The 24,101-nt window shown below is 58.3% G+C and carries 21 protein-coding genes and 5 tRNA genes; 9 read left to right on the top strand and 17 right to left on the bottom strand.

Annotated elements, in window-relative coordinates; all coding sequences use genetic code 11:
• Window positions 1-19: 19 nt before the first annotated feature.
• Window positions 20-559, top strand: a complete 540-nt coding sequence (locus EDD78_RS11975; protein WP_132085089.1) for a flavodoxin family protein — start codon at window positions 20-22, stop codon at window positions 557-559.
• A gap of 14 nt (window positions 560-573) precedes the next feature.
• Window positions 574-1,764, top strand: a complete 1,191-nt coding sequence (locus EDD78_RS14215; protein WP_350308590.1) for a cyclophilin-like fold protein — start codon at window positions 574-576, stop codon at window positions 1,762-1,764.
• Here EDD78_RS14215 and EDD78_RS11960 read toward each other — a convergent pair.
• Window positions 1,727-1,802: transfer RNA gene (locus EDD78_RS11960), tRNA-Ala, on the bottom strand. The genes EDD78_RS14215 and EDD78_RS11960 overlap by 38 nt on opposite strands.
• 335 nt (window positions 1,803-2,137) lie before the next feature.
• Between EDD78_RS11960 and EDD78_RS11950 the strand changes: the two genes are divergently transcribed.
• The 4 genes from EDD78_RS11950 to EDD78_RS11935 all read left to right on the top strand — a co-directional run bounded on the left by EDD78_RS11950 (window position 2,138) and on the right by EDD78_RS11935 (window position 6,183).
• On the top strand, window positions 2,138-2,992 hold the full coding sequence (locus tag EDD78_RS11950) for a hypothetical protein (RefSeq protein ID WP_132085087.1): 855 nt from the start codon (window positions 2,138-2,140) through the stop codon (window positions 2,990-2,992).
• A 267-nt stretch (window positions 2,993-3,259) separates the two neighbouring features.
• Entirely contained in the window at window positions 3,260-3,736 is a 477-nt protein-coding gene (gene greA, locus EDD78_RS11945; RefSeq protein ID WP_132085086.1) for a transcription elongation factor GreA, read from the top strand.
• A gap of 138 nt (window positions 3,737-3,874) precedes the next feature.
• The gene (gene lysS, locus EDD78_RS11940; protein ID WP_132085085.1) at window positions 3,875-5,389 is read left to right on the top strand and encodes a lysine--tRNA ligase; all 1,515 of its coding nucleotides are present in this window, start codon (window positions 3,875-3,877) and stop codon (window positions 5,387-5,389) included.
• A gap of 122 nt (window positions 5,390-5,511) precedes the next feature.
• A complete protein-coding gene (locus tag EDD78_RS11935; RefSeq protein WP_132085084.1) occupies window positions 5,512-6,183 on the top strand; it encodes a hypothetical protein in 672 nt (223 codons plus the stop codon).
• Window positions 6,184-6,236: 53 nt separating this feature from the next.
• On the opposite strand, the gene EDD78_RS11930 is transcribed toward EDD78_RS11935, so the two are convergent.
• The 16 genes from EDD78_RS11930 to EDD78_RS11855 form a co-directional block, all read right to left on the bottom strand.
• Window positions 6,237-6,878 carry a lactate utilization protein gene (locus EDD78_RS11930; RefSeq protein ID WP_079698023.1) on the bottom strand — a complete coding sequence of 214 codons (642 nt, stop codon included), beginning with the start codon at window positions 6,876-6,878 and terminating at the stop codon, window positions 6,237-6,239.
• Window positions 6,879-7,230: 352 nt separating this feature from the next.
• Window positions 7,231-7,306 (bottom strand) — tRNA-Gly (locus EDD78_RS11925).
• A gap of 27 nt (window positions 7,307-7,333) precedes the next feature.
• Window positions 7,334-7,409 (bottom strand) — tRNA-Phe (locus EDD78_RS11920).
• A gap of 157 nt (window positions 7,410-7,566) precedes the next feature.
• A tRNA-Asp gene (locus EDD78_RS11915) sits at window positions 7,567-7,643 on the bottom strand.
• A gap of 52 nt (window positions 7,644-7,695) precedes the next feature.
• Window positions 7,696-7,771: transfer RNA gene (locus tag EDD78_RS11910), tRNA-Val, on the bottom strand.
• A 112-nt stretch (window positions 7,772-7,883) separates the two neighbouring features.
• Window positions 7,884-8,756 (bottom strand): prephenate dehydrogenase, encoded by an 873-nt coding sequence (locus EDD78_RS11905; protein WP_165873215.1) that lies wholly within the window; start codon window positions 8,754-8,756, stop codon window positions 7,884-7,886.
• 94 nt (window positions 8,757-8,850) lie between these two features.
• On the bottom strand, window positions 8,851-9,513 hold the full coding sequence (locus EDD78_RS11900; RefSeq protein ID WP_132085082.1) for a DUF4867 family protein: 663 nt from the start codon (window positions 9,511-9,513) through the stop codon (window positions 8,851-8,853).
• Window positions 9,514-9,714: 201 nt separating this feature from the next.
• Window positions 9,715-10,611 (bottom strand): sugar phosphate isomerase/epimerase family protein, encoded by an 897-nt coding sequence (locus tag EDD78_RS11895; protein WP_132085081.1) that lies wholly within the window; start codon window positions 10,609-10,611, stop codon window positions 9,715-9,717.
• A 9-nt stretch (window positions 10,612-10,620) separates the two neighbouring features.
• A complete protein-coding gene (locus EDD78_RS11890; protein WP_132085080.1) occupies window positions 10,621-11,451 on the bottom strand; it encodes a sugar phosphate isomerase/epimerase family protein in 831 nt (276 codons plus the stop codon).
• Window positions 11,452-11,477: 26 nt separating this feature from the next.
• On the bottom strand, window positions 11,478-12,260 hold the full coding sequence (gene frlD / locus EDD78_RS11885) for a fructoselysine 6-kinase (RefSeq protein ID WP_132085079.1): 783 nt from the start codon (window positions 12,258-12,260) through the stop codon (window positions 11,478-11,480).
• Window positions 12,261-12,340: 80 nt separating this feature from the next.
• Window positions 12,341-12,772 (bottom strand): secondary thiamine-phosphate synthase enzyme YjbQ, encoded by a 432-nt coding sequence (locus EDD78_RS11880; RefSeq protein ID WP_079698029.1) that lies wholly within the window; start codon window positions 12,770-12,772, stop codon window positions 12,341-12,343.
• Between the two features lie 5 nt (window positions 12,773-12,777).
• Window positions 12,778-13,629: an amidohydrolase family protein gene (locus EDD78_RS11875; protein ID WP_132085078.1), complete on the bottom strand. Its 852-nt coding sequence runs from the start codon at window positions 13,627-13,629 to the stop codon at window positions 12,778-12,780.
• A 38-nt stretch (window positions 13,630-13,667) separates the two neighbouring features.
• Window positions 13,668-14,498, bottom strand: coding sequence for a TIM barrel protein (locus tag EDD78_RS11870; protein WP_079698031.1), 831 nt, complete (start codon window positions 14,496-14,498; stop codon window positions 13,668-13,670).
• Window positions 14,499-14,529: 31 nt separating this feature from the next.
• Window positions 14,530-15,378 carry a carbohydrate ABC transporter permease gene (locus tag EDD78_RS11865; protein WP_079698032.1) on the bottom strand — a complete coding sequence of 283 codons (849 nt, stop codon included), beginning with the start codon at window positions 15,376-15,378 and terminating at the stop codon, window positions 14,530-14,532.
• 1 nt (window position 15,379) lies between these two features.
• On the bottom strand, window positions 15,380-16,279 hold the full coding sequence (locus EDD78_RS11860; RefSeq protein WP_286170878.1) for a carbohydrate ABC transporter permease: 900 nt from the start codon (window positions 16,277-16,279) through the stop codon (window positions 15,380-15,382).
• Window positions 16,280-16,541: 262 nt separating this feature from the next.
• Window positions 16,542-17,861, bottom strand: coding sequence for an ABC transporter substrate-binding protein (locus tag EDD78_RS11855; protein WP_132085077.1), 1,320 nt, complete (start codon window positions 17,859-17,861; stop codon window positions 16,542-16,544).
• A 378-nt stretch (window positions 17,862-18,239) separates the two neighbouring features.
• Here EDD78_RS11855 and EDD78_RS11850 point away from each other — a divergent pair, with 378 nt between their 5' ends.
• From EDD78_RS11850 to EDD78_RS11840, 3 genes are all read left to right on the top strand, one after another.
• Window positions 18,240-20,207 carry an MATE family efflux transporter gene (locus EDD78_RS11850; RefSeq protein ID WP_132085076.1) on the top strand — a complete coding sequence of 656 codons (1,968 nt, stop codon included), beginning with the start codon at window positions 18,240-18,242 and terminating at the stop codon, window positions 20,205-20,207.
• A 263-nt stretch (window positions 20,208-20,470) separates the two neighbouring features.
• The gene (locus EDD78_RS11845) at window positions 20,471-22,336 is read left to right on the top strand and encodes a sensor histidine kinase (RefSeq protein ID WP_165873214.1); all 1,866 of its coding nucleotides are present in this window, start codon (window positions 20,471-20,473) and stop codon (window positions 22,334-22,336) included.
• Between the two features lie 85 nt (window positions 22,337-22,421).
• Window positions 22,422-23,990: a response regulator gene (locus tag EDD78_RS11840; RefSeq protein WP_079698036.1), complete on the top strand. Its 1,569-nt coding sequence runs from the start codon at window positions 22,422-22,424 to the stop codon at window positions 23,988-23,990.
• Window positions 23,991-24,101 lie beyond the last annotated feature (111 nt).

The raw sequence follows: 24,101 nt of genomic DNA, 5'->3' as shown, positions 1-24,101 counted from the left end.
GGCTGAAGGAGGTACTTTGATGAGTAAGAAGATCCTGATCGTTTCCACCAGCCCCCGCAAGGGCGGCAATTCCGACGCGCTGGCCGAGGCCTTCGCGCACGGCGCCCGGGAAGCCGGCCATGAGGTGGAGAAAATCTGCCTGCATGATAAAACCATCGGCTTTTGCACCGGCTGCCTCTGCTGCCAGAAGACCCAGCGGTGCGTCATCCGCGACGACGCGGACACCATCGCCCAGAAAATGCGCACCGCCGATGTGATCGTCTTCGCCACCCCCATCTATTACTACGAGATGTGCGGTCAGATGAAAACCATGCTCGACCGCTCCAACCCCTTGTACAGCGCCGGCTACGCCTTCCGGGACATCTACCTGCTGGCCGCGGCGGCAGAGCAGGAGGAGAGCGCCATGGACGGCGCCATCAAAGGCCTCGGAGGCTGGATCGCCTGCTTTGAAAAGGCGCGGCTGGCCGGCACCGTCTTCGGTGGCGGCGCCGATGCCGTCGGCGCCATTCGGGGAAACCCCGCCCTGGAGAAAGCCTTTGAGATGGGCAGGGCGGTTTGAAGGAGGGAAGCGGTATGAAAAGGCTGTCGCGCTTCCGGAGGCACCCATATGAAAGTATTGAAGGCGAAGCCTTCAATATTTTGGGAGGGGCGCAGTTTCAATCCCCGTCCCGAAGAAATATTGGGCGCCCCTTAGCTGCGCTCCTGCTGTCCCTTTCCCTGGCGGCCTGCGGCGGGGACGTGGAGGCGCGCCCCGCGCCGCAGGCCCCACCGGATGAGAGCCCACCTTCTTCGTCCGGCTTTTTTCCGGAAAGCGAAGCTGCCGCCACCGGGCCCACCTCCTCACCGGACGAGGCGCAGGGCCCACTGATCCAGGTGCAGATGGACGGCGGCGCTGCCGTCATGTTCCGGCTCAACGGCAGCGCCGCGGCAAGTTCCCTCTACCGGCAGCTTCCTCTGTCAGTCGGGATCGAGGACTATGCGGGGAGCGAAAAAATCTTCTATCCGCCCGAGGGCCTTGATACCAGCGGCGCCCCCCTAGCGCAGGGCCCGGCGGGCACCCTTGCCTATTACGAGCCTTGGGGGGACGTGGCGCTCTTTTATGGGAATTGCGGCGGAGCCTCCGGGCTGTATGCGCTCGGGGAGGCGGTGTCCGGCGCCGAGCTGATCCCCTCCCTCGCCGGGGAGGTACAGATCGATAAGGTGGAAGAGGACGCCTCGCCGCAGGAAGCCAAAATCCCTGCCCCGGCTCCACAGGCCCCTCAACAGAAGCCCGCTTCTCCAATGGAAAGCACTGCGATGCCGCAGCTACAAATCACGGTGGGCGACAAGAGCTTCGCCGCCACCCTGAACGACAACGAAACGGCCCGCGCCTTGATGCAAATGCTGCCGCTGACCCTCCGCATGAGCGAGATGAACGGGAATGAAAAATATTATTATTTCTCCGACAGCCTGCCCGCCGATGCCGGCCGCCCATCCGAAACCCAGGCGGGGGATCTCATGCTCTACGGCTCCGACTGCCTGGTGCTTTTTTATGAGAGCTTTTCCACCTCCCACCGCTATACCACGATTGGCCGGATAGATGATCCCGCCGGACTGTCTGAGGCCCTGGTGCGGGAGAGGCAACGGTCAGCTTCCGGGTTGCAGAATAAAAAGCGCTTTCCGCCGCGGCGGAAAGCGCTTCGCGTTAAAAGGAGAAAGACCGCACAGTTTCCTGTGCGGTCTTTGCTGGTGGAGACGATCGGGATCGAACCGACTACCTCTTGAATGCCATTCAAGCGCTCTCCCAAGTGAGCTACGCCCCCGTGAGTACCTTTGATATTATACCCAATATCCGCTCCCTTGTCAAGAAGGTTTTTCATAAAATTTTGGACAACCCCGCTCCCCCCAAAAATTCCGTTTCAGGAGCAGCCATGCGGCAACCTCAGGCCCTCCAAAAAACACCCGCCCTTTCCGGGAGCACCCATATGAAAGTATTGGAAGCGCAGCTTTCAATACTTTGAGAAGGGCGCAGCGTCAACCCCCGCCCTGAAGAAAAAAGGCGCGCCCTTTCGCGACTTTTTTGAAAGGGCCGGGCATATGTATAGGGTGCGGATGAAAAGCCGGACTGTTCCGGACAAGATGGGCGGGAGGACGTACGATGTTCGTAACCTTTGATGAGCTGCCGCCGCCACAGGGCGGCGCGCTGCGGAGAATAACCCGGTCGCTGCGGGACAAAATAAAGCCGCCGAAGCCCGAGATACAAAAAATCGAGGTCTGCGGCAGCTTCTTTTTCGACGTGCGCGCCTACTGGAAGGACGGCCGCTTGCTGCAAGCGCATGAGCGCAGCCTGCTCACCGGGCGGCGGGGCGCGCTGGCGGCGCGCGGCCTCACCCTGCCGCAGGGCTTTCGCCCAGCCGTCAGCGAGGACCAGGTCGCGCGTCTGCGCGCCGAAGTCCTCTGCAACACCCTGCTGCGCGCGCTGCAGCGCAGCGCACTCCCCCTCTACTGCCGGCGGGTGGGGCTGATCGACCCCGAGTGCCTCTACCCCTTCCTGCTCGAAAAGCTGATCAAGTACTGTCCCGTCGTCCTGGTCTGCACCGACCGCCCCGAACGCTACGCCCCCTACGCCGAGCGGATGCTCGAGGAATACGGCGCGCCCATCACCTTCACGGGGGAGCTCCCGGCGCTCGGCGGCTGCGCCGCGCTGCTCGATCTCGGCGCCCTGCCCCTCCCCTCCTTTTATCCGGCGCCGGTATTTTCCATGCGCGCCGAGCCGATTGAGCACAACCTTTCCCTGGTGCTGCCGCACTACGGCCTGCCCGAGGCGGACGAGGCAATTCCGCCGGGGATCGACCGGGATGAATTTTACACCGCCCTGTGGCAGCTGTGCGGCGTCGAGGCGGTCGGAGGGCTGTGCGCCAGCTCGATGCTCTGCAAAAGCCGCCGCGTCACGGTGCCCCAGATCGCCGCTCAGCTGTCGCAAAACCAGGAACAGGTACGGATTTTGGAATAAGCTGGAATACTTTTGCGCGAAATATAAAATTTCATCGGGTATACTAGAACAAAACCGAGAAAAAGGTGAATTTTTAGATAATTTCACCGTTTACAGCTTGACAACCTCTCCCGGTTTGCATATAATACTCTTATTGTCCGCGGGAGGAGCCAAATATCCCTCCCGCCGGACCTTTTTTGCGGGATGGGCAATTGCGCTTCCCGCCCGTCCTGCTCCCGCGCTCCCGCGCGGGGGCCGAATCTGACTACGGAAGGAATGAACCGGTTCATGGCGAAAGAACTCATCATGACCAGCGCCAGTTATCAGGCTCTCGTTGACGAGCTGAAGAACCTCAAGGTCGAAAAGCGTCAGGAGATCGCGGAGAAGATCCGGGTCGCGCGCGGCTTCGGCGACCTGTCGGAAAACAGCGAGTACGACGAGGCGAAAAACGAGCAGGCGTTAGTGGAGGCCCGCATCCAAAAGCTGGAGGAACAGCTCAAGAATGCCAAGGTCATCTCCTACGAGCACCTCTCGACCGACACAGTTTCCATCGGCACCACCGTTAAAATAAAGGACATGGAATTCGGGGACATTGAGAGCTACCGCATCGTCAGCGCCGTGGAGAGCAGCGCGGACATGGACACCATCACCGACGAGTCCCCGGTGGGTGCCGCCGTGCTCGGCCACGGGGTCGGCGAGAAGGTGGACGTCAAGCTCCCCTCGGGCGACACCGTCCAGTATGAAATCCTGGAAATCTCGATCTGAGAGCGGATTTTACAAAGAAAATCCTTTGCGGGCTTTGCAAAAAGCCCGCTTTTTGTTATAATAAGGGATATTGGCAGCAGAGGTGTCTCTGCTTTAAAACGTGGGCGAGCGCCCCAAACGACAAGGATGTGTTGTGTAATGTCAGAGAACAACCAGGAGCTACAGAACCAAACCCCGGAAAGCGAGGAGCAATCCCTTTCCGAGGTGCTGCGGGTGCGCCGCGAAAAGCTGAGCGATCTGCAAGCCCAGGGGAAGGACCCCTTCCAGCAGACCTCTTATAAAACCGATGCCTACGCAAACGACATCCAGGAGCACTTCGAGGAGTATGAGGGCAAAACTGTCTCCCTGGCGGGCCGGATCATGGCCTGGCGGGACATGGGCAAGGCCAGCTTCTTCGATCTGCGGGACTCCAGCGGCCGGATCCAGCTCTACGTCAAGATCGACATGATCGGCGAGGAGTGCTTCGCCCAGCTGAAATACTGGGACATCGGTGATATCATCGGCGTTCGGGGCGAGGTGTTCCGCACCCGCCGGGGCGAGGTTTCCATCAAGGCGACGGAGGTCACCCTCCTGACCAAGTCCCTCTCCCCGCTGCCCGAAAAATTCCACGGGCTCAAGGACACCGAAATGCGCTACCGCCAGCGGTACGTCGACCTGATTATGAATCCGCAGGTCAAGGACACCTTCGTCAAGCGCTCGCGGATCATCACCGCCATCCGCTCCTTCCTCGACGGAAAGGGCTTCATCGAGGTGGAGACCCCGGTGCTGCACACCCAGGCCGGCGGCGCGGCGGCGCGGCCCTTTATCACCCACCACAACGCGCACGATATGGACATGTACCTGCGAATAGCCCTCGAGCTGCACCTCAAGAGGTTGATCGTGGGCGGCTTCGACAAGGTTTACGAGCTCGGCCGGGTCTTCCGCAACGAGGGGATTTCCATCCGCCACAACCCGGAATTCACCATGCTTGAGCTCTACCAGGCCTACACCGACTACAACGGGATCATGGACCTGGTCGAAGAACTGATCCGCACGGTCGCGCACGAGGTGCTCGGCACCGCGGTCATCCCCTACGGCGAGCTGACCATCGATCTGGAGAAGCCCTTCGAGCGGATCAGCATGAAGGAATGCGTCAAGAAGTACGCCGGGGTGGACTTTAACGGGGTTTCCACCCTCGAGCAGGCGCGCGCACTTGCCAAGGAGCACCATCTCGAATACGAGGAGCGCCACGGGATCGGCGACATCCTCAACCTCTTCTTCGAGGAGTACTGCGAGGAGAAGCTGGTCCAGCCGACCTTCCTGACCGGCCATCCGGTGGACATCTCCCCGCTGAGCAAGCGCATGAAGGACGACCCCGACTACACCGAGCGCTTCGAGCTGTTCATTACCGGGCGGGAGTACGCCAACGCCTTCTCCGAGCTCAACGATCCGATCGACCAGCGCCAGCGCTTTGAGCATCAGGCGGCGCTCAAGGCAGCGGGCGACGACGAGGCCTGCGACATCGACGAGGATTTCCTGAACGCTTTGTCCTACGGCCTGCCCCCGACAGGCGGGCTCGGAATCGGGGTCGACCGGCTGGTCATGCTGCTGACCAACAGCGCATCGATCCGCGACGTGATCTCCTTCCCGACCATGAAGCCCCGCGAAAACTGAGGTTATAGAGAGGGTACGTGTTTTCCACGCGGCAATTATTTTGATTCAAACTCATGGATTCCGCGCCCGGGCTCTCTGCGGCTGCCCGGGCGCTTCTCCCCGAGAAAGGAATGGCTATCATTATGGAAAAGTGGGAAAACGGCCCACCCAAATTCGGCACCAAGAAGTGGTTTGAGAATTACTGGTACCATTTTAAATGGCACACCATCATCGGCGTGGTGGCCGCCATCATGCTCGTCTCCTTCGCCTACGACATCCTGTCCAAGGAAAAATTCGACTCGACCATCACCATCGTGGGCAAGGCCTATATCAGCGACGAGCAGCGCGAGCGCCTCTGCGAGATCGCCGAGCAGTACGAGGTGGACCGGGACGGCGATGGGAAGGTCAACGTCGACGTAGTGGCGATTGGCTTCCCCGAGGACGATGACACCGGGATGAACGCCCAGGTCTTCATGGCAGCCCAGACCCGCTTTTCGGTGGAGATGACCGACGGCGAGTCGATGATCCTGATCATGGACGACTACGCCTACGATATGATCGGCGACCCGCTCAACTTCGTGGATCTGAGCGCCTACAGCGACAAAGCCTTCGACGACGGGCGCAAGATCCCGCTTTCGGATACCGTCTTCTGCGACGACCCGCTGACCGAAGCCTTGGGCGACAGCCTCTTTTTGACCTTCCGCGCGGCGGACACCCATGCCGCGTCGAAAAACAAGAAAGCAAAGGAGAACTACCAGTACCAAACCGAGCTGCTGGACAATATCCTCAACGAGCGCAAGGCGCTGGAAGGCTGAACACGACAAAAGCTGTCCGCTGATGAAATCAGCGGACAGCTTTTTCCTTTTCCTCAGTAGCCGAGCGGCTCTCCGACCAGGACCACCTTGATCCGCCCCGGAACCCGCTGGAAGCCCTGCACCACGTAGTCGCAGCAGATCCTCCCCGGCGTGTGGCAGTTCATGCACTCTCCGGTGCGGAAGCACGGCGTCTCGCACTCCAGCCGCTTGACGTTGGCCGGGGCCGCCATCTTGCGCAGACGGGTCAGCGCGCTCTCGATATCCGGCACGATCTTGTTGATCCCGGCGACCAGGATGACGTTCTGCGGGCCGTATATGTAGGCGGCCACCCGGTTGCCGTTGCCGTCCACATTAAAGAGCTCGCCCTCCTCGGTGATGGCGTTGGCACTGCCAAGGTAGTAGTCCGCGAAGAAGGAACGCCGGTAGATTTCGGTCACCTGCTCCTTGCTCAGCCCCGGTGCGCTACGGTCGAGGTAGTTGTATTTGCCGCTGCGCAGCTCGTCGATGATTCCGCACTCGATCAGCGTCTGGCTCCCGCCGTGGCTGACGACGGCCCCCTCTCTCAGGAGGGATATTACCGCTTCCTTCGCCTTTCCGGCGCTCGGCGCGTAGTAGGCCTCCATCCGGTTTTTCACCAGGGCCTCCATCGTGCGCTCCACGCGGCGCTCGAGGATAAATTCGACGTTTTGATCCATTTCCTTGACCCTTCCTTTCTCCATTTAATCGACTACAGTATAACACATCATAAGGAAAATAGGAAGGCTGGAAATGTAAAGGGTGCTGCTTCAAGGGGCGCCATTCTTTACGGTTTATCTTTGCGCTCCCCGTCAAGGCAAGATAAATAAAAAACGACTTGCAAAAGCAAATCGTTTTTTATTTATGCCATTGGGTTATTGTAGATGAAACATACTTGCCTTCGTTCCTTGCCCTTATTCCCGCCGAAGGCCGGAGGTGGCCCGAGGGGGAGCTTAGTTCCGCCCGCGAAGCGCTTCGCGCTTGTAACAACGTGAAAAGCGCTTGCATTTTCCGCAGAAAATACAAGCGCTTTGGAGCGGGTTACGAGGCTCGAACTCGCTACCTCCACCTTGGCAAGGTGGCGCTCTACCGGATGAGCTAAACCCGCATGTTCGCCGCTGCACAAGCAGCGGCGTGGTGCCTTCGGTCGGAATCGAACCAACGACACGAGGATTTTCAGTCCTCTGCTCTACCAACTGAGCTACAAAGGCAAGATGCGCCCGCGCGCAGGAAAAACAAAATGGCGACCCGGATGAACGGGCTCTACCCGTGGCCTAAAATCGTGCCACCGGCACGATTCCCCCGCTCTTGCGAGCGGTCGGCCTGTTCTCGCCCCATCCGGGGCAAAGACTGTGCAAAAAGGAAAATTGGCGACCCGGATGGGGCTCGAACCCACGACCTCTAGCGTGACAGGCTAGCGTTCTAACCAACTGAACTACCGGGCCAAATTTCTAACAAAGGCCGGTGCGACCGTCAGCGGCAGAAGCCTTTGTTAGCTGGTGGGAACAACAGGGCTCGAACCTGTGACCCCCTGCTTGTAAGGCAGGTGCTCTCCCAGCTGAGCTATGCTCCCGCAACCGCTGCCGATTCATACCGACAACGCTAATAATTATACGATAAAAATCCCGCCCTGTCAACACCTTGTCCGCAAAATTTTACTTCTTTTTCGCGGCCGGCGCAGAGGATCAGACCTCTTCCCACTTCGGGTCGCTGGCCCCCGCCAGCAGCCGGTTCTTGATCGCGGTCCCCTGCTCCATCAGCGCCCAGAGCGCCCGCGAATCCTCATTCTCGAGCGCCTGTCGGTACTCCCCGAGCTTCAGGGTCAGTTCATCGATCTGCTCGATGAGCATATCCCGGTTGCGCTCAAAGAGCTCGGCCCACATCTCGCCGTTCATCCGCGCCACCCGGGTCAAATCCTGAAAGCTGCCGCCGGTGAAGCCGCTAAAATCGCTGGAGAGCGGGTTCTGGATGTAGGCGCTCGAGAGGATGTGCGCGAGCTGCGAGGTGTAGGCGATGATCCGGTCGTGCCCCTCGGGGGTGCTGCGCACCAGGCGGCCGAAGCCCACTTCCCGGCACAGCTCCTGGAAGGCGGCGAGCGCCGCCGGATCGGTCTCCTCGGTCGGGGTCAGAATCAGGCTCGCGCCGCGAAAAAGGTTCGCGTCGGCCGCCGCAAAGCCGCTGATCTCCTTGCCCGCCATCGGGTGGGCGCCGAGGTAATACAGCCCCCGCGCGCGGCAGAGCGGCTCGAGCACCGCGCAGGGAAAGCGCTTGATCCCGCAGAAGTCGGCCACCACCGTGCCCGGGCGAAGCTCCGCGATATGCTCCTCGACAAAGTGCACCGCCGCGCCGGGATAGAGCGCCACCACCACAAGGTCGCACTCTCCCAGCCCCTCGTTGGCCCGGGTGATCGCGCCCGCATGCACCGCCGCTTCGAGGGTATCCCCATCTAGGTCATATCCATGGACCGCGATCCCGCCCAGGCGCTGCAGCGCCAGCGCCAGCGAGCCGCCGATCAGCCCGAGGCCCGCGATCCCCACCGTGTGAAACCGTCTCTCCATGTTGATCACCATTCCTTTCCCGTCACCCGAAAAAACCCCAAACGGGCGGATACCCGAAAGGTACCCGCCCGCGGCATAAGAGCATTGTCCCGGCTTATTTCAGGTTGATCTTGATCAGATCGCCCTTGAGCCCCGGATAGGAACCGGCCTCGATCTTCGCCGTGTTGGAGGTGTGGCAGATAAATCCTTTGTTTTTCTTGGTGAAGAGTTTGTTCGCGCTCGGATGGTTCAGCGCGGTGTTGGTACCTCTGAGCAGGATGACCAGGGTGAAGAACCCGTTATCGTCCACATGGACCGGGCAGTAGTGCAGGGTGGTGGAATACATCTCCACGACCTGGCCGCGCTTGATGTAGAAGTACTCGAGCTTGCTCCCGTCGATGTCGCCCTCGTCGGACATATCCTGCTTCTTGCCCACGATGAAGAGGGTGTCGGTGGTGGTGACGGCCACCTCGCTGCCCTGGTGGAACTCCAGCCCGCCCAGCACGTCGTTGTAGCCCGCGCAGTAGCCGGCCTCGACCTCCATCTGGCCATAGACCAGGTCCTCGATCTTCTTGACGCAATCGAATGCCTCGAGCTCGGGCACGCTCGGCACATACTTGCTGCCGGAGGCGGGAATCTCGATGTTTTTGTCGATGTACTCCACCAGGTCCTTGACGCACACGTCGCCCAGCACCCGGCCGTAGGGCTTATAAGCCTCGTCGTCGATCGAATAAATCTTCTTGTCCGGATTCAGGCGCTGCAACTCTTTGATATCCATTTTGACCACCCCGTATTCTGTATTTCAGCATAGCCTTCTGGCGGCTGATTTGTCCCTCTTAGTGTACAACATGCGCTACCCGCTGTCAACCGAAAGCGGGCCGCCATAAGGATAAAAAGACGCCCGGTTCGGGTCCGAACCGGGCAGGGCCGTCCCGGGACGGCCGGAAAATAAAATGGAGATGGTAATGAGTAAGCTTGCTTAGAGTGCCTGCTTCATCATCTCGAGCCCCTCGCGCGCATAGAACTCCGGGTCGCCGAAGCACTCCCGCGCGCAGATTTCGAGGCTGATGTAGTGGGAGTAACCCCCCTCCCCCATCTGACGCAGGTAGTCGATGATGGGGTTGTTCCCGGCCCGAAAGCCGATGTGGGTGCTCAGCGGCCGCCCGTCCGGGTACTTCTGGCGCAGCGCGTCCCCTTGCAGCGTCAAATCCAGCGAATCGCTGTAGGAGCTGGTGAGGTGCATATGCCGGATGTCGTCGCCCAAAATTTGCAGGTTATCCGCGATGGTGTCGCCGTAGATCGTCATCTGGCTGACGTCCAGCATGGCTTTGAAGGCCGGGTCGTTCACCTCGTCGAGCAGACGGCGCTGGTCGGCCGCGGTGTGCAGGATGTTGCAGTCGTGCCAGGTCTGGGTCTCGGCCACGATGGTGACCCCCTCCCGGTGCGCGGTGGGCAGCAGGCGCTGCGCGGCGTCGCACAGGAGCTTAAAGGCCTCCCCGGGGTCCTCGTTTAAGAACCCGGTCCCCGGGCAGAGCAGGAAGGTCGGGGCGCCGAGCTGCGCGCCCAGTACGATCGAGCGCTCCATAAAGGCAATGCTGCGCTCGCGCAGGGCCTTGTTGGTGCTCGAAATGTTGAAGGGATAGGTGTTCTGCTCCGGGCAGTAGCAGATGAGCCGAAGCCCCCGCGCATCGATTTCCCGTTTGATGGCCTTTACGTCCGCGCCGGTCAGGTCATCCACATAGAGGTGCGGCGCCACGCCCCAGAGCTCGATGTTTTTTACCTCCAGCCGCTGCACCGAATCGAGGAAATAGCAAAGCGGATAGCGCGGGTAATGAAAGCTCCCAATGGCGAACTGCTCAAATTTCAGCTTGTTCATATCGCCCTCCTAGCCGAGATACGGCCCTATGCGGGTGAAGCTCTTCTTCATCTCGCTCTCGGGGTCGAAGTTGTTCCCGCCGCAGACCTCGAAGGACATGGTCCCCTTGTAGCTAAGGTCGCAGAGCGTCTGCACGTCCTCGTCCAGCGGCAGCTCGCCCTCGCCCCAGGCCAGGTGCCCGGTCGGGTTGCCGTCCACCAGGTGGGTGTGCACCAGGTCGTCCCCGAAGGCCTCGATGTAGTCCTTCATCGTCTCACCAGCCAGGTGCATGGGCACCGTGTCCACAATCGCCTTGAAGGCGGGGCACTGAAGCTCGTCGAGCATCTTTTTCAGCTGCGGCAGGGTATAGATGAGGTTGCTCTCCACCTGCTGCAGGTTCTCCAGTGCCAGGATGATCCCCATCTTCCCGGCGTATTCGCCGAGGTTATGCAGCGACTCGCGCGAACGCTTCCAGGCCTCTTCGCGGTCCTCGTCCTGGTAGCCCCAGCCGCAGGTCATGAGCATCTTGGGCGCGCCCATCTCGGCGGCGGCATAGATGCACCGCCTGAAATGCTCGACGCTGTCCTCGCGGATGTCGTCTTCCCTGGCCGCGATGTTGTAGTAATACTGGATCTGCTCGGGGGTGTAGCAGATGAGATTGAGCCCCCGCTCCTCGATCATCCTGCGGATGGTTTTTACCGGCGGATAGGATTTTTCACTGATGAACTGGTGCGGATACCCGCCCCAGAACTCCACGCTCTTCATCCCCAGCCGGCAGAGGGAATCGAGGAAATATTCGGTGGTAAACAGGTGGTAGCAGATGTTCATCCCCGCCACCCGTTCGATGTTGATCTTCGGCATTGGCTTGTCCCGCCTTTCTCGTCAAATCAATAGGGGTCGAACATCTGGATGATCTTCGCGGAGGTCTCGGCGGCGGTGCGCAGGCACCCCGGCACGTCCTGTCCCCCAATCACCCCGTAGGTGTAGCCCGAAATGAAGCTGTCCCCGGCCCCCACGGTGTTCACCACCGTCACCGGCAGCGCTTCCTGCAGGTAGTACTTCTTCCCGTCATAGGCTATGCTTCCGTGCTCGCCCAGTGTCGCGATCAGCACCTTCGGCCCCTTTGCCTGCGCCTTTTTAAGATAATCGCGGATGAAGGCGTCGTCCTGCTTGTAGGAGAAGAAGCCGTAGTCCACATAGGGCAGCACCCGTTCGATCTCCGGGTCGTCAAGGTCGGTGGCGAAGTCGTAGACGACCGTCTTTCCCCACTCCTTGAAGGTGGGCATGTGGTGGTTCACCTTGCCCCAGATCACCCCGTGGATCACGTCGTAGCCCTTGATGAACTGCAAATCCTCCTCGCTCAGATCGAACCCCTCGAGCACCCCTTCGTCAAAGCTGGTGTGCAGGCGGTCATTCCCGATCAGGTCCATCAGCGCCACGGCGGTTTTGCCCTCCTTGCGGTGCATGTGGCTGGAATCCACCTTGTATTTTTTTAAAACCTCGATCATCTCGTCCCCGTAGCGGTCGGTGCCCACCACGCTGACCACGGCGCTTTCCAGGCCGTATTTCGCAATATTGATGATGAAGTCCACGCAGTTTCCGGTCGGGTAGTACCTCTCCAGCTTCTGGTAGAGGTCGATGCACGCATCGCCCACTGCTATTACTTTCATCTTATCCTCCCTTTCCCGCCGGGCCCTCCAATGCGCTGGACCCTGCTCCGGCAACCGTCTTTCATCTTAATAATGGAGGGTTATTCCCCTACCACCTGCATGTAGACCGTGCGGTCCTGGATTCCATCGAACTCGGCGAAATAGATCTCCTGCGCCCGGCCGCGCACCACCTTCCCGTCCTTGACGGGGAAGTAGGCAAAGTAGTTGCAGAGCATGCTCTTCAGATGCCCCGGGCAGTTCCCGCCCGTCGCACCGTAGCTCGGCAGGAAGTGGTTGTGCGCATACTGCGCGTCCTTCGGAACCATCTCCTCGAGCTTCTCCTCGATGTCCGTCTCGAGGCAGGGCAGGCTCTCGTTGACGATAATGCTCGTCGTCGTGTGGGCGGTCATCACATAGACCATCCCCTCTTCGATCCCGCTCTCCTCCACAAATTTGTGTACCCGCTCGGTGATGTTGATCATATCGAATTCGTTCTTGGTGCGCAGCTCAAACGAGTCCAGTTTCATTTTCATGGCCTTTAGTCCTCCATCCCTAAGAATTTCATCGCGTTGCCGCCCAGGACCTTCGCAAGCGTTCTTTCACGCAGCCCCAGCTTCTCGAGCCCGTACTTCATGTCCTCTTCCCCGAAGCGCGGCGAGTTCGAGCCGAACATCACCTTATCCGAAAACATGTTTTCAATCCACAGCGGGCTGAGGTCCACCTTGAAGATCTGGTGGAAGAAGTCCTTCGCCCGGTCGCAGTAGAGCATGGAGGTGTCGGCGTAGACGTTCGGGTACTTGAGCAGCATCATCGCGGTGTCCTGCACCCAGGGCCAGCCGAAATGCGCCAGGCCGATCCGGAGTTCCGGATACTCGATGGCCACCTCCTCGAAGCACAGGGGCTTCGAGTACTTCGCCGGGGTGTTCGGCTCCCAGGAGGTCCCGCAATGGAACAGGATGGGCTTGCCGTACTCGATGCATTTCTCGTAGACCGGCTTCATGATCGAATCGGTGGGGTAGAACTTCTGCTTCGAGGGGTTGAGCTTGAGCCCCGAGAGCCCCAGCTCCCCGAAGGCGTGGTCCAGCTCCTTCACGGCGTCCTCCCGGTAGGGGTCCACGCTGGCAAAGCCGATGAAGCGCTCCGGCGCCTCCCCGACGAGTTCCTTCATCTCATCGTTCGAGACGATGGTGCAGCCGTACTGCGTGGTCAAATCCAGCGGCAGCAGCACCCGCTTATCGATCCCCGCGTGGTCCATCTGGAACAGCGCCATCGAGATGTCGCAATATCCCAGGAACTCCCGCCCCATGATCTCCTTGCGCTGCCGGGTCACCTCGTCCCCCTTGTACATCGGCTCCATGAATTCCGCATGCGTATGTACGTCGATTACCATTTATTCTTGCTCCTCTCCTGTTGTTTGGGTTTTCTGCCTTAAATTTGACTGAGGACCTCCCGCAGCCGCTCGACGAAGAGCTCGACATAGCTCTCAGGGTCGGCGCCGTGGGTCCCCATCGGGGAAAGCTCGATGCTCGCATAATAGGGATAATCATACTTCTTGATCATCGAGAGGACCTGCTTAAAGGGGATGACCCCCTCGCCGATCATCAGATGGTCGGCCGTCTTGCCGTCCGAATCCGCCAGGTGGATATGCCCCATCTTCGGGCCGAGCTTCTTAAAGTAGTTCGAGAACGGCTCGTACATGATCGCGGGGCTGACGAAGTCCACCATGCCGAACATCATCGGCGAGGGGACCGCTTTCAGCAGCCGCACCAGGTCGTCGGCCGTATTTAAAATCAGGCTCTCCTCGGTGCTGAGCGTCTCCATGACCACCCGCACCCCCACCTTCTCGGCGTGGGCGCAGACCTCCCGCAGCCCCTCACAGAGGTGCTTCCAGTCCTCGTCCGGGTCCCCCTCGTAGCCGGGGTCGCCGGGGGTGATCTGGATCATCGGCGCGCCGATGGCGGCGGCGACGTCCAGCGCGTCCTTAAAGTACTGTACCGTCTCGGAGCGCTCCTTTTCGCTCTGGGAGCACAGGTTGTACGGGTAGACGCAGTTTTCCGGGCAGTAGGAGCAGATTTCCACCCCGTACTGCTTGGCCCAGCCCCGGATGGTGGCGGCCATCTTCTCGTCCACGTCGTAGACGTAGGCGTGCGGGCGGCCGCCCCAGACCTCGATCCCCTCGAGCCCGAGGCGCTGCGCCTCGGAGAACGCCTTCTCCAGCGAGAAGCGGGAATAGACGTTGGACAGGCAAGAAAGTTTCATCACAGTCCCTCCTTAAATTTACAGATGCACCTTAGCCCTTGACCGCGCCCGAGGCCAAGCCCTCGACGATGTAGCGCTCCATGAGCAGGAAGATCAGGACAACCGGGGCCACGGCGAGGCACCCGAAGGCCATTGCGCGGCTCCACTCGATCCCGTAGCGGCCCACCACGTTGTAGATACCGGTGGTGACTGGCCACATCCTTGAATCATTGATGAAGGTCAGGCTGAACATCATGTCCGCATAGCCGAACAGGAACGAGAAGACGAAGGAGACGACGATTCCGGTCGAGGCCATCGGCATCATGATCTTGAGGAAGGACTGGAAGTGGTTGCACCCGTCGATCAGGGCCGCGTCGTCCACCTCTTTCGGTATGCTCAAAAAGTAGGTTCGCAACATTAGAATCGAGAAGGGAATCGCCACCGTACAGTTGGCGAAGATGGGCGCCCAGTAGGTGTTGTAGATCCCGACCGACTTGAAGATGATGAAATCGGGCACCAGGGTGAAGACCTGCGGCAGCATCTGGGAGACCAGGAACAGGAAGATGATCAGGTTCTTACCCTTGATGTTGAAACGCGCCAGCCCGTAGGAGGCCATGGTGGACAGGACCACCGAGATCGCCATGGTTGCCAGTGAGATGATCATGCTATTTTTAAAGGAATTGATGATTGGGAACTGCTCCACGTTGGAAAGCTGGGTTATGTAGGCGTCCAAGTTCGGATTCGGCGGAAAGTAATAGGGCGGCCGCGCAAAGATTTCGCTCTCGGTCTTGAGTGAACAAGAAATCATCCAGTACAGCGGAAACATCATGATCAAGAAGCAGACCACGCCCACGACGATCCAGAAAACCTTAAAAAATTGCTTTCTCGTTTTCGCACTCATCCTAGGCCACCTCGTCTTTCCCGATCAGCTTGGTATAGAACAGGCCGACCGCAAACAGGATGATAAACAGGATGTTGGCGATCGCCGCGCCCTCGCTGAAGTTAAATTCCATAAACGAGCGCCGGTAGGAGTAGATAGACATCAGCTCGGTGGAGTAGACCGGGCCGCCCGTAGTCATGACGTAAATCAATTCAAAGCATTTGAAGGTATACACGAACCCGAGGACCAGGACCGTCTGGATGGAGGACTTGAGCAACGGGACCGTGATTTTGAAGAACTGCTGCGCTCCATTCGCGCCGTCGATGGTGGCGCTCTCGTAGACCTCGAGCGGGATGTTGACCAGCCCCGAAACCAAAAGAATCATGTTAAACGGGATGCCGGTCCAGGTGTTGGCGATGATGACCGACCACATCGCCATATCTGGGCGAGTGAGCCATTCGATCGGCTGGGTGATCAGCCCGAGCTGGATAAACAGCTCGTTGACGATACCGCCGTTGGTGGCAAACATGAATTTGAAGAGGATGGAACAGACCGTTCCGGGAATGATGTAGCTGATCAGCAGCAAGCCGCTGATCGGCTTGAGGGCCTTACATTTCTGGGTATAGAGCACCGCCAGCAGGAATCCGATGGAGAACTGGAAGGCGATGCATCCAATGGTAAAGACGAAGGTATTTTTCATCGAGCCCCAAAGATAGGTGCCATTCATCACGTTGGCGTAATTCTGGAAGCCGACCCATTCCTTATGGGGCGCCATCAGGGTCATCACGTCGACCTTCTGGAAGGACAGGACAAAGTTATAAATCAGCGGGTATACGATAAACAGGCTCATGAAGAGCAGCGCAGGCAGCACAAACCAGTAGCCTATCGTGTCGCTTTTGAGTTTTTGCTTGCGCTTGGGCACAGGATCACCTCATTTTCGGTATTCGTTTGTCTAAATCAAAACGGGCAAATATTGTATATTTATTCATTTTTCTCGGCTATTTTACCGAAAAAGGGCATAAAAATGGCGGAGGGTACTTTTATACCAACTCATTATGCATAAGCCGCGCATAGACCTCCTTGGACTCTCGCGGGTGCCGCATATTGCATTTTAGGGTATAAACAGGTATCCTCCGCCATCCAGCATTGCTAAACGTTCGGGATACGGTCCACCTTACTGAGTCTTAGCCGCGGGCGGCGTCGATCATCGCCTGGCCGTCCTTCACCGCTTCCTCGGGGGTCTTCTGCAGGGTCAAGGCTTCCTGCAAAGCGAGCTGGTAACCGAGAGAGACCTCGGGCCACTTCGGGTCCGCCGGACGGGGTTTGGTGTAGGGGATCAGCTCAAGGAAGGTCTTCCAATGCGGGTTGGCCGTATATTCCGGGTCGGTAAGGGATTCCTCGCGGGCCGGGAAGTGTGCCATCTTAAAGTTCCATTCTTTGTTGATGTCATAGCTCATGAACCACTTGGCCCACTCGATCGCGGCGTCCTTGTTCGGCCCGTTGATGACGGCCAAGTTCTCGCCGCCGTAGATGGTGCCGAAGGTCTTGTCTTTGATCGGGAATACGTCCCAATTGAGCTCGGGATTCTGCTCCTCATACTCGTTGATGTACCAGCAGCCCATCATCATCATGGCGATCTTGCCGGTCTTAAACTGGGTGCCGACGTCGGACTGGGACCAGGAGATGACGTCCTTGGGCATTGAGCCGTCCTTGACCAGGTCGGTCAAAAAGCTCAGCGCGCGCAGGCCGCCCTCGCTGTCTAGGGAGTACATGTCCTCGTCTCCGGCTGCGATCTTGAAGGGCAGGAACTGGGAGGTACCCTCCTCGTTGCTGACCGCGGACATACCGAAACCGTAGACACCGTCCTTGGTCAGGGCCTTGGCGGTCTCGCGGACCTCATCCCAGGTCTCGGGGACCTTCTGGATTCCGGCCGCCTCGAACATGTCCTTGTTGTAGTAGATGCCCTGGTTGTTGCTGACCGACGGAACAGAATAGAGCTTCCCGTCATAGTAGCCGGTCTTCATAATGCCCTCGTAATATTTGGCAATTTCCGCATTGTCCTTCATCGCCTCGGTCAGGTCCGCGAACATACCCATCGCGGCATAGGCAACCGCATCACAGTTGTCGATGAAGACCATGTCCGGCAGGGAGCTGGCCGCCGAACTGACCGAAAGCTGCTTCTTGAAGTCGCCGAAGGGCAGCATGGTGACGGCAACCTTTACGTTCGGATTGACCTCGCTGGTATAGCGATTGCACAGGTCCACGATGTCCTGCGCGCTGTCGCCGCTGTAATAGTGCCAAAGCTTGAGCTCGACCTGCTCGCCGCTCGCGGGCTCCGCCTCGGAGCTGGGGGCCTCAGAGCTGGGCGTCTCGGTGCTGGTTGCGGGGGTCTCGCCTGCGGGCTGCTCCGAGCTCTGGGAAGTGGAACCGCCGCCCGAAGAGCAGGCCGCCAGGGATGTTGCCAGCATAGCCACTGCCAGCAGCATAGATAATCTGCGTTTCATCTTTTTACCTCCTTAATTTTCCTGCAAACCAATCCGTCAATTGCTTAGAGGCAATTAACATCTTGTGCTTATTATAGAGGAAGCCCCCGGCCGGCGGAAACTCACAATTTTAAGAATGGTGCAAAATATTAAGGTAAATTTTTTGCCGCAGGTCCCAACGAACGAGAGCAATTTGTGCAAAAACACCTTTGAAATAATTTTAAAATGCTGGTATACTGATATGTGTAAATTAAATAAAGGCAATCAACGACACATGTGGCGCATAGCGCGTAAATCTGATCACGGTACGGATGCATGTGTTGTATTTTTTTGTCGGAGATCAGAGCGGCGCATGCGTTTTGCATGCGCCGTTTTTTTGTCTGTCAATGGGAGGATTTTATGAACGGGAACAATTATTTGGGAACAGAAAAAGTGGGGAAGCTCTTGAGGCAATTTGCCATCCCCTGTATTTTCTCTTTGCTCATTTCCAGTCTCTACAACATCGTGGATCAAATTTTTGTTGGGAACGGCATTGGGTATCTGGGCAATGCCGCGACAGGCGTCATCTTTCCGATAACGGTCGTTGGCTGGGGCCTGTCCCTGTTTTTCGGCGACGGGGCAGCCGCCGTGCTCAGCGTCTCCCTCGGCCGAAAGGAGACACAGAACATTCACAAAAGCGTCGCAAACAGCGTACTGTGCTCTTTTCTGGCCGGGCTTGCCATCCTGGTGATCGGCTACCTTGGGGGCGATCACCTGCTTCGCTTGATCGGGGCGACCGACGCGAACCTTGTGCTGGCGCGCGACTATGGCTTCATCATCTATGCCATGATTCCATTTGCCCTCGTGCAGAACACGCTGGCTTCGATCATCCGCGCAGACGGCAGCCCGCGCTATGCCATGGCGGCCATGCTGGCCGGAGCGGTGATCAACATCATCGGCGACCCGCTTGCAATTTTTGTTCTGGATATGGGGATTAAAGGCGCCGCTTATGCGACGATATTAGGACAGTTTGTCAGCTTTTTAATCTGCGTTGGCTATCTAACGAAAAGCAAGACCTTCCGCTTGTCTTTGGATAGCTTCCGGTTGGATTTTATCGAGTTAAAACATGTGATGGCGCTGGGCACCTCCAGTTTATTAACACAGTGGTCCATCGTCGTCATCACCGTAATTAACAATATTTTGCTGGTGCGGTATGGCGCTGGGTCGGTCTATGGCCCGGACATTCCGCTGGCGGCGTTTGTCGTCATCATGAAGCTGTTTCAAATCGTGCTGAATATCGGGATCGGCATTGCCGCAGGCGCACAGCCAATCGTCGGATATAACTACGGCGCGGGGCAATACGGCCGTGTACGGGAGCTGCTGAAACTCATGTTAAAATGGACGGCGATCATCTGCCTGCTCTGCACGGTGCTGTTCGAGGCCGCCCCGCAGGCGTTCATTTGCATGTTCGGTTCGGACGGCGAGCTCTATACCCAGTTCGCTACCCAGTGCCTGCGGATCTACCTCTCGCTGATCCTGTTCACCTGCGTGCAGAAGGTCTGCGCGATCTTCCTGCAATCCATCGGGCACTCCAAAGCCGCGGCGCCGCTCTCTGTCATGCGCGATGCGCTTCTCATCGTGCTTTCCCTGCTCCTGCCGTTAAAGTTGGGAGTGAACGGCATCTTTTGGGCCGCGCCGGTCGCCGATACGGCCGCATTCATTATAACCGCTTTCGTAATGGTCCGGCTTTGGCGGGAGCTCTCGCACAGTTCCGCTCATGCGCAAGCGGACGGCGCGGCCGTCCTACAGCCGTCCAAGGCGGGCTTGATCCTGACGATCTCCCGCGAGCACGGGTCGGCCGGGAAGCAGATCGGGCAGCTTGTGGCAAAAAAGCTGGGGATCCCGTGCTACTACAAGGAGATGATCGCGCTGGCCGCGAAGGAAAGCGGCTTGTCCAGGGATTTCATCTCGGGCCTGAATTCCAATGAAAATACGGCCATGCGTGAACTGTATCTGAGCACCGAGGCCGTCCAGCAGGCGATCACGGCTCAGGATATGGCGATCAAGCACATCGCAGATATGGGGGCCTGCGTTATCGTCGGCCGTGCGGCGGACCATGTGCTGCGCGACTATCAGAACGTGGTGCGAATCTTCATCTATGCCCCGACGGATTACCGCGTGCAAAACGTGATGAAAATGTATGGGGACACACGGGAGCAAGGGCAAAAAAGTATTGCCCGCTCCGACATGGCCCGACGTGCGTACTATAAGAGCATATCCGGACATGAGTGGGGCGACCCGCATGAGTATGAATTGTGCGTTGACAGTTCTATCGGTGCGCAGGCCACGGCCGGTTTGATCTGCGGATATCTCGAGCACAGGCGATAAGCAGCCGGACGGCGGGGAGCTGGCGTATGCCAGCCCCCGCCGCTTTTTGTTGCTCAGCACAGGAGAAGCGATAAATATGGCCATGCCCGGAGGGCGGCCATGAGAAATATAAAAAACTCTCTGAGCTATTTTTATCACCCAGCCATCCGGCGGCGCCACACCTGTTTTCTTTCCCATTTGCTTTACGGTTCTTTTTTTGCTACTATATTTTTATGAGCTCCTGTCGCTTTGGGGCGCATTTTGCAATAAGAGGGGGAAACCGCATGTTCCATAAGGTATTTGAGAGCTGGAGCGCCTCCACCACCCGTTCCAAGCTGATCATTTCTCTGATGATCGTCTCGATCATCCCCCTGCTGATCTCCCAGACCATCCTGTTTTACTACTATAACCACACCGTCAAGGAGAAGATCATGGCCTCGGGGGTCAACTCGGTCGAGCAGACCGCCCGGGTCCTCGACTCCTGGATGCAGGATTATCTGGACTATGTGCTCTCCATCATCTCGGACGACACCATCATCAGCGCCACCAAGGAGCTGATGATCCCGGACACCCCCAACAAGGCGATCGCGCTCAGCCAGGTCAAACGGGAATTTTCCGCCTTCAGCTCCAAGAAGCCCGAGGTGGCCATCTCCCTGCTGCTGCCGGACGGCAACAACATCGTCTTTGACAACGATTCCACCCGCTTCACGGTAAACCTCTGGGAAGGACAGGCCGGCCTGCGCAACGAAATCTACAGCACCGCCATCGGCAAGGCGGGGTGCACCATTACGAAAACCATCCCCGACCGGCAGTTCCGGGGCCAGGTCAAAAACTACTTCCACATCGCCAACAAGATCGTGGACCAGTACACCCTGCAGGAGCTCGGGGTGATCGTGGTCACCGTCAACGAGGAGGCCGTCAGCAGCCTCTTCGCCCAGTCCAATGAGGAGAGCGCCTATTCGGTGGTGGTCAGCGGCGAGGGCGACATCATCTCGGCGCAGAACAAGGAACTGATCGGGCTGAACACGGTCCAGGACTGCGGCGCCCTGCTCGACATCCTGCAAAACCCCGAAAACGGCGTGATCCTAAAAGACATCACCCGCACGGTGGTCCCGACTCTCTCCGGCAAGCGCACCCCCACCTGCACGGTCAATGAGATCGGCAAGGCGGTGGCCCTGACCGGCAGCGTGCCCGCCGCCCAGTGGTACATCGTCAACATCTTCAGCGGCTCCTACTTCTACAGCGACATCACCACCATCCGCAACACCTACTGGGTGGTGTCGCTGATCACCCTGGGAACGATCATCCTGGTGGTGATCGCTCTGTCCGGCAGCCTCACCAAGTCGGCCAAGTCGATCGTCGCGGCGATGGAGCGGGCCAAGGGGGGCGACCTCGACATCCAGGTGGACATCAAAACCAAGGACGAGATGTCCATCGTGGCGCAGACCTTCAACGAGATGATGGTGAAAATTTCCTCCCTGACCAACAACCTGCGCGAGGAGCGGGACCGCACCGCCAATGCGATCAAAAACGAGAAGGACGCCGAAATCAAGGCCCTGACCGCCCAGATCAACCCGCACTTCCTCTACAACACCCTGGACGCGATCAACTGGAGCCTGATCGAGAAGGAGGAGTACGAGATCAGCCGGATGATCACCTCGCTGAGCTCGATTTTGCGCTACAGCATCAACAACAAGATCAAGATCATCCCCCTCTCGGACGAATATGAATGGCTCAAAAAATACATCTATCTGCGCCAATGTGCAAACAATACCTTTAACGCTGTCATCGACATGGACCCGCACATCGCCGGCTGCAAAATCTACAAGCTGCTGCTTCAGCCGATCATCGAAAACTGTATAGACCACGGCTTCGAGGGGTATATCTCGGGAGGGCTGATCAAGATTGATTTTCGCAGCTACGACGAGGACGCCATCGAAATCGTGATCGAGGACAACGGCCAGGGCATGCCCGAGGAGATCGTGCGCGAGGTGATGGACGGCAGCTACTCCCACGAATCGGCGCACGGGCTGGGGCTCAAAAACGTCCTTTCCCGCCTGCACATCTACTACGGCGGCGACGCGCGCTTCAATGTGGAGAGCACCCTCGGAAAAGGCACCACCATCCGCCTGCTGCTGCCCAAGCTCTGATCCGGCGGCGACGGCCATACCAATCAAAAAAGACATCTTGCTTTCAACATCATAGATAAATTTGCTCAAAAGAAGAGGGAACACTATGATTAAAATTGCGGTCATCGACGATGAACAGACCACCCGCGCGGGGCTGATCCGGCTCATCAAAAAAATCAAGCCCTCCTATGAATGCGTGGGAGAGGCCGCCAACGGCCTGGACGGGCTGCGTCTGGTGCGCGAGACGCACCCGGACATCGTGATCACCGACATCAAGATGCCCGGCATGCACGGGATCGATATGCTCGCCCAGCTGCGGGAGGAGGGGCTGCGCTTTCAGCCGGTCATCCTCAGCGGCTATGCCGACTTTGAATACGCGCGCGACGCGATCAAGCTGGGGGTCTGCGAATACCTGCTCAAGCCCATCACGGTCGAAAGCCTGCGCGACCTGCTGGACCGGCTCGAGTTGGGGCTGGCGATGGAGTCCGAGCAGTTCTCGGACGAGGTCTACCACACCCTGCTCAAAAACATCCTGCTGGGCAACCCGCCCGGGGACACGGTGCAAGCGGAGAAAACCTTACAGCTGGTGGCGCGGTACACCGGGATTCTGGTCATCCACCTGCATGAGAGCGGGTGGGAGCATAAATTCCTTGACCGGCTCGCCCCCCTCGGCGAAGCGGTCGGGAACCCGATCAGTCTCGGAGAGGGGCTGCAAAACCTCTCGGTGAAGATCAACCAGTGCTTCAAGCGGTACGTCACCCCCTTCACCTCGGTGCTGGTGCCCGAGCGAAGGTGCCTGGTGGTGCTCTACCAGCACACGGAGATCCCCGACTGCGCCGCTTCCCAGGTCGAGGACATCCTGCAAAAAATCGCCGTTTCCGAACATGGCGGGATCCCCATCGCCGCTTGGCGGCCGCTGGGCGGAGACCTTGCGGTGGACTTCAGCCTCTGTCAAAAGCAGCTCAAATGGTCGCTGGTACTTGGCAGGGGCCGTCTGGTGGGTGAAGCGCTGATCGCCAACACCGAAACCGAGGAATTCGTCTATCCCGAACAGATCGAAAAAGAGATCATCCAGGGGCTGTGCCTGAGCGACTATCAGCGCACCGCCGAGGGGGCCGAAGCCTTTTACCAATACTGCCGCGCCAAGCTCTATAAGCCCGGGGCGATCATCGAGGGGTACGTCAGTTTGATCTCGACCATCATGAGCAAGTGTAAAGAGCTTGGGTATGGGAGTTACCGCAACATCAACCAGTCCGAGCTGCTCAACGACTTTGTGGGCTCGTATCTGATGGAGGAGCTGCGCGCCCTGGTACTCGGGGTGCTGGGTGTGCTGCTCAGCGAAGAGGAGGAGAGCTACGGACTGGTGGTGAAGAAGGCGATGAAGCTGATCAGCCAGAACTACAACAAGGGCCTGACGCTGGAGGGCGCGGCCAAATCGCTGGGAATCACGCCGGTCTATCTGAGCTCAACCTTCAGCAAGGAGACGGGGCACTCGTTCTCAAGCTACCTGACAAAGTACCGGATCGGCAAGGCCAAGGAGCTGCTGCTCGGCGGGAATTATAAAATTTATGAGATTGCCGAGATGGTCGGGTATTCCGACCCGAAATATTTCTGCAAGGTTTTTAAAAAGTGCACCGGGATGTCCACCAGCGCCTTTGTGAATCAGACGCTGTGACAATGCAGCAATATACAAAAAGACCACTAGAAAGGCTTTCTAGTGGTCTTTTTTTATGGTGTAATTCGAGGTTCGGGCAGGTCTTTCACCCGAACCGTTTCAATTTATCCT

Origin of the sequence: Harryflintia acetispora (assembly GCA_004340125.1) — a bacterium.
Lineage (GTDB): Bacteria > Bacillota > Clostridia > Oscillospirales > Ruminococcaceae > Harryflintia > Harryflintia acetispora.
Note: the sequence above shows the minus strand (reverse complement) of the source record. Positions and strands in the feature narration are given on the sequence as shown.

Coding starts and splice junctions, on each gene's coding strand:
- EDD78_RS11870 (WP_079698031.1), bottom strand. CDS start 14,498: ATGAAACTTTCTTGCCTGTCCAACGTCTATTCCCGCTTCTCGCTGGAG.
- EDD78_RS11890 (WP_132085080.1), bottom strand. CDS start 11,451: ATGCCGAAGATCAACATCGAACGGGTGGCGGGGATGAACATCTGCTAC.
- EDD78_RS11905 (WP_165873215.1), bottom strand. CDS start 8,756: ATGGAGAGACGGTTTCACACGGTGGGGATCGCGGGCCTCGGGCTGATC.
- EDD78_RS11850 (WP_132085076.1), top strand. CDS start 18,240: ATGAACGGGAACAATTATTTGGGAACAGAAAAAGTGGGGAAGCTCTTG.
- EDD78_RS11880 (WP_079698029.1), bottom strand. CDS start 12,772: ATGAAAATGAAACTGGACTCGTTTGAGCTGCGCACCAAGAACGAATTC.
- EDD78_RS11865 (WP_079698032.1), bottom strand. CDS start 15,378: ATGAGTGCGAAAACGAGAAAGCAATTTTTTAAGGTTTTCTGGATCGTC.
- EDD78_RS11900 (WP_132085082.1), bottom strand. CDS start 9,513: ATGGATATCAAAGAGTTGCAGCGCCTGAATCCGGACAAGAAGATTTAT.
- greA (WP_132085086.1), top strand. CDS start 3,260: ATGGCGAAAGAACTCATCATGACCAGCGCCAGTTATCAGGCTCTCGTT.
- EDD78_RS11975 (WP_132085089.1), top strand. CDS start 20: ATGAGTAAGAAGATCCTGATCGTTTCCACCAGCCCCCGCAAGGGCGGC.
- frlD (WP_132085079.1), bottom strand. CDS start 12,260: ATGAAAGTAATAGCAGTGGGCGATGCGTGCATCGACCTCTACCAGAAG.
- EDD78_RS11875 (WP_132085078.1), bottom strand. CDS start 13,629: ATGGTAATCGACGTACATACGCATGCGGAATTCATGGAGCCGATGTAC.
- EDD78_RS11855 (WP_132085077.1), bottom strand. CDS start 17,861: ATGAAACGCAGATTATCTATGCTGCTGGCAGTGGCTATGCTGGCAACA.
- EDD78_RS11845 (WP_165873214.1), top strand. CDS start 20,471: ATGTTCCATAAGGTATTTGAGAGCTGGAGCGCCTCCACCACCCGTTCC.
- EDD78_RS11895 (WP_132085081.1), bottom strand. CDS start 10,611: ATGAACAAGCTGAAATTTGAGCAGTTCGCCATTGGGAGCTTTCATTAC.
- EDD78_RS11950 (WP_132085087.1), top strand. CDS start 2,138: ATGTTCGTAACCTTTGATGAGCTGCCGCCGCCACAGGGCGGCGCGCTG.
- EDD78_RS11930 (WP_079698023.1), bottom strand. CDS start 6,878: ATGGATCAAAACGTCGAATTTATCCTCGAGCGCCGCGTGGAGCGCACG.
- EDD78_RS14215 (WP_350308590.1), top strand. CDS start 574: ATGAAAAGGCTGTCGCGCTTCCGGAGGCACCCATATGAAAGTATTGAA.
- EDD78_RS11935 (WP_132085084.1), top strand. CDS start 5,512: ATGGAAAAGTGGGAAAACGGCCCACCCAAATTCGGCACCAAGAAGTGG.
- EDD78_RS11840 (WP_079698036.1), top strand. CDS start 22,422: ATGATTAAAATTGCGGTCATCGACGATGAACAGACCACCCGCGCGGGG.
- lysS (WP_132085085.1), top strand. CDS start 3,875: ATGTCAGAGAACAACCAGGAGCTACAGAACCAAACCCCGGAAAGCGAG.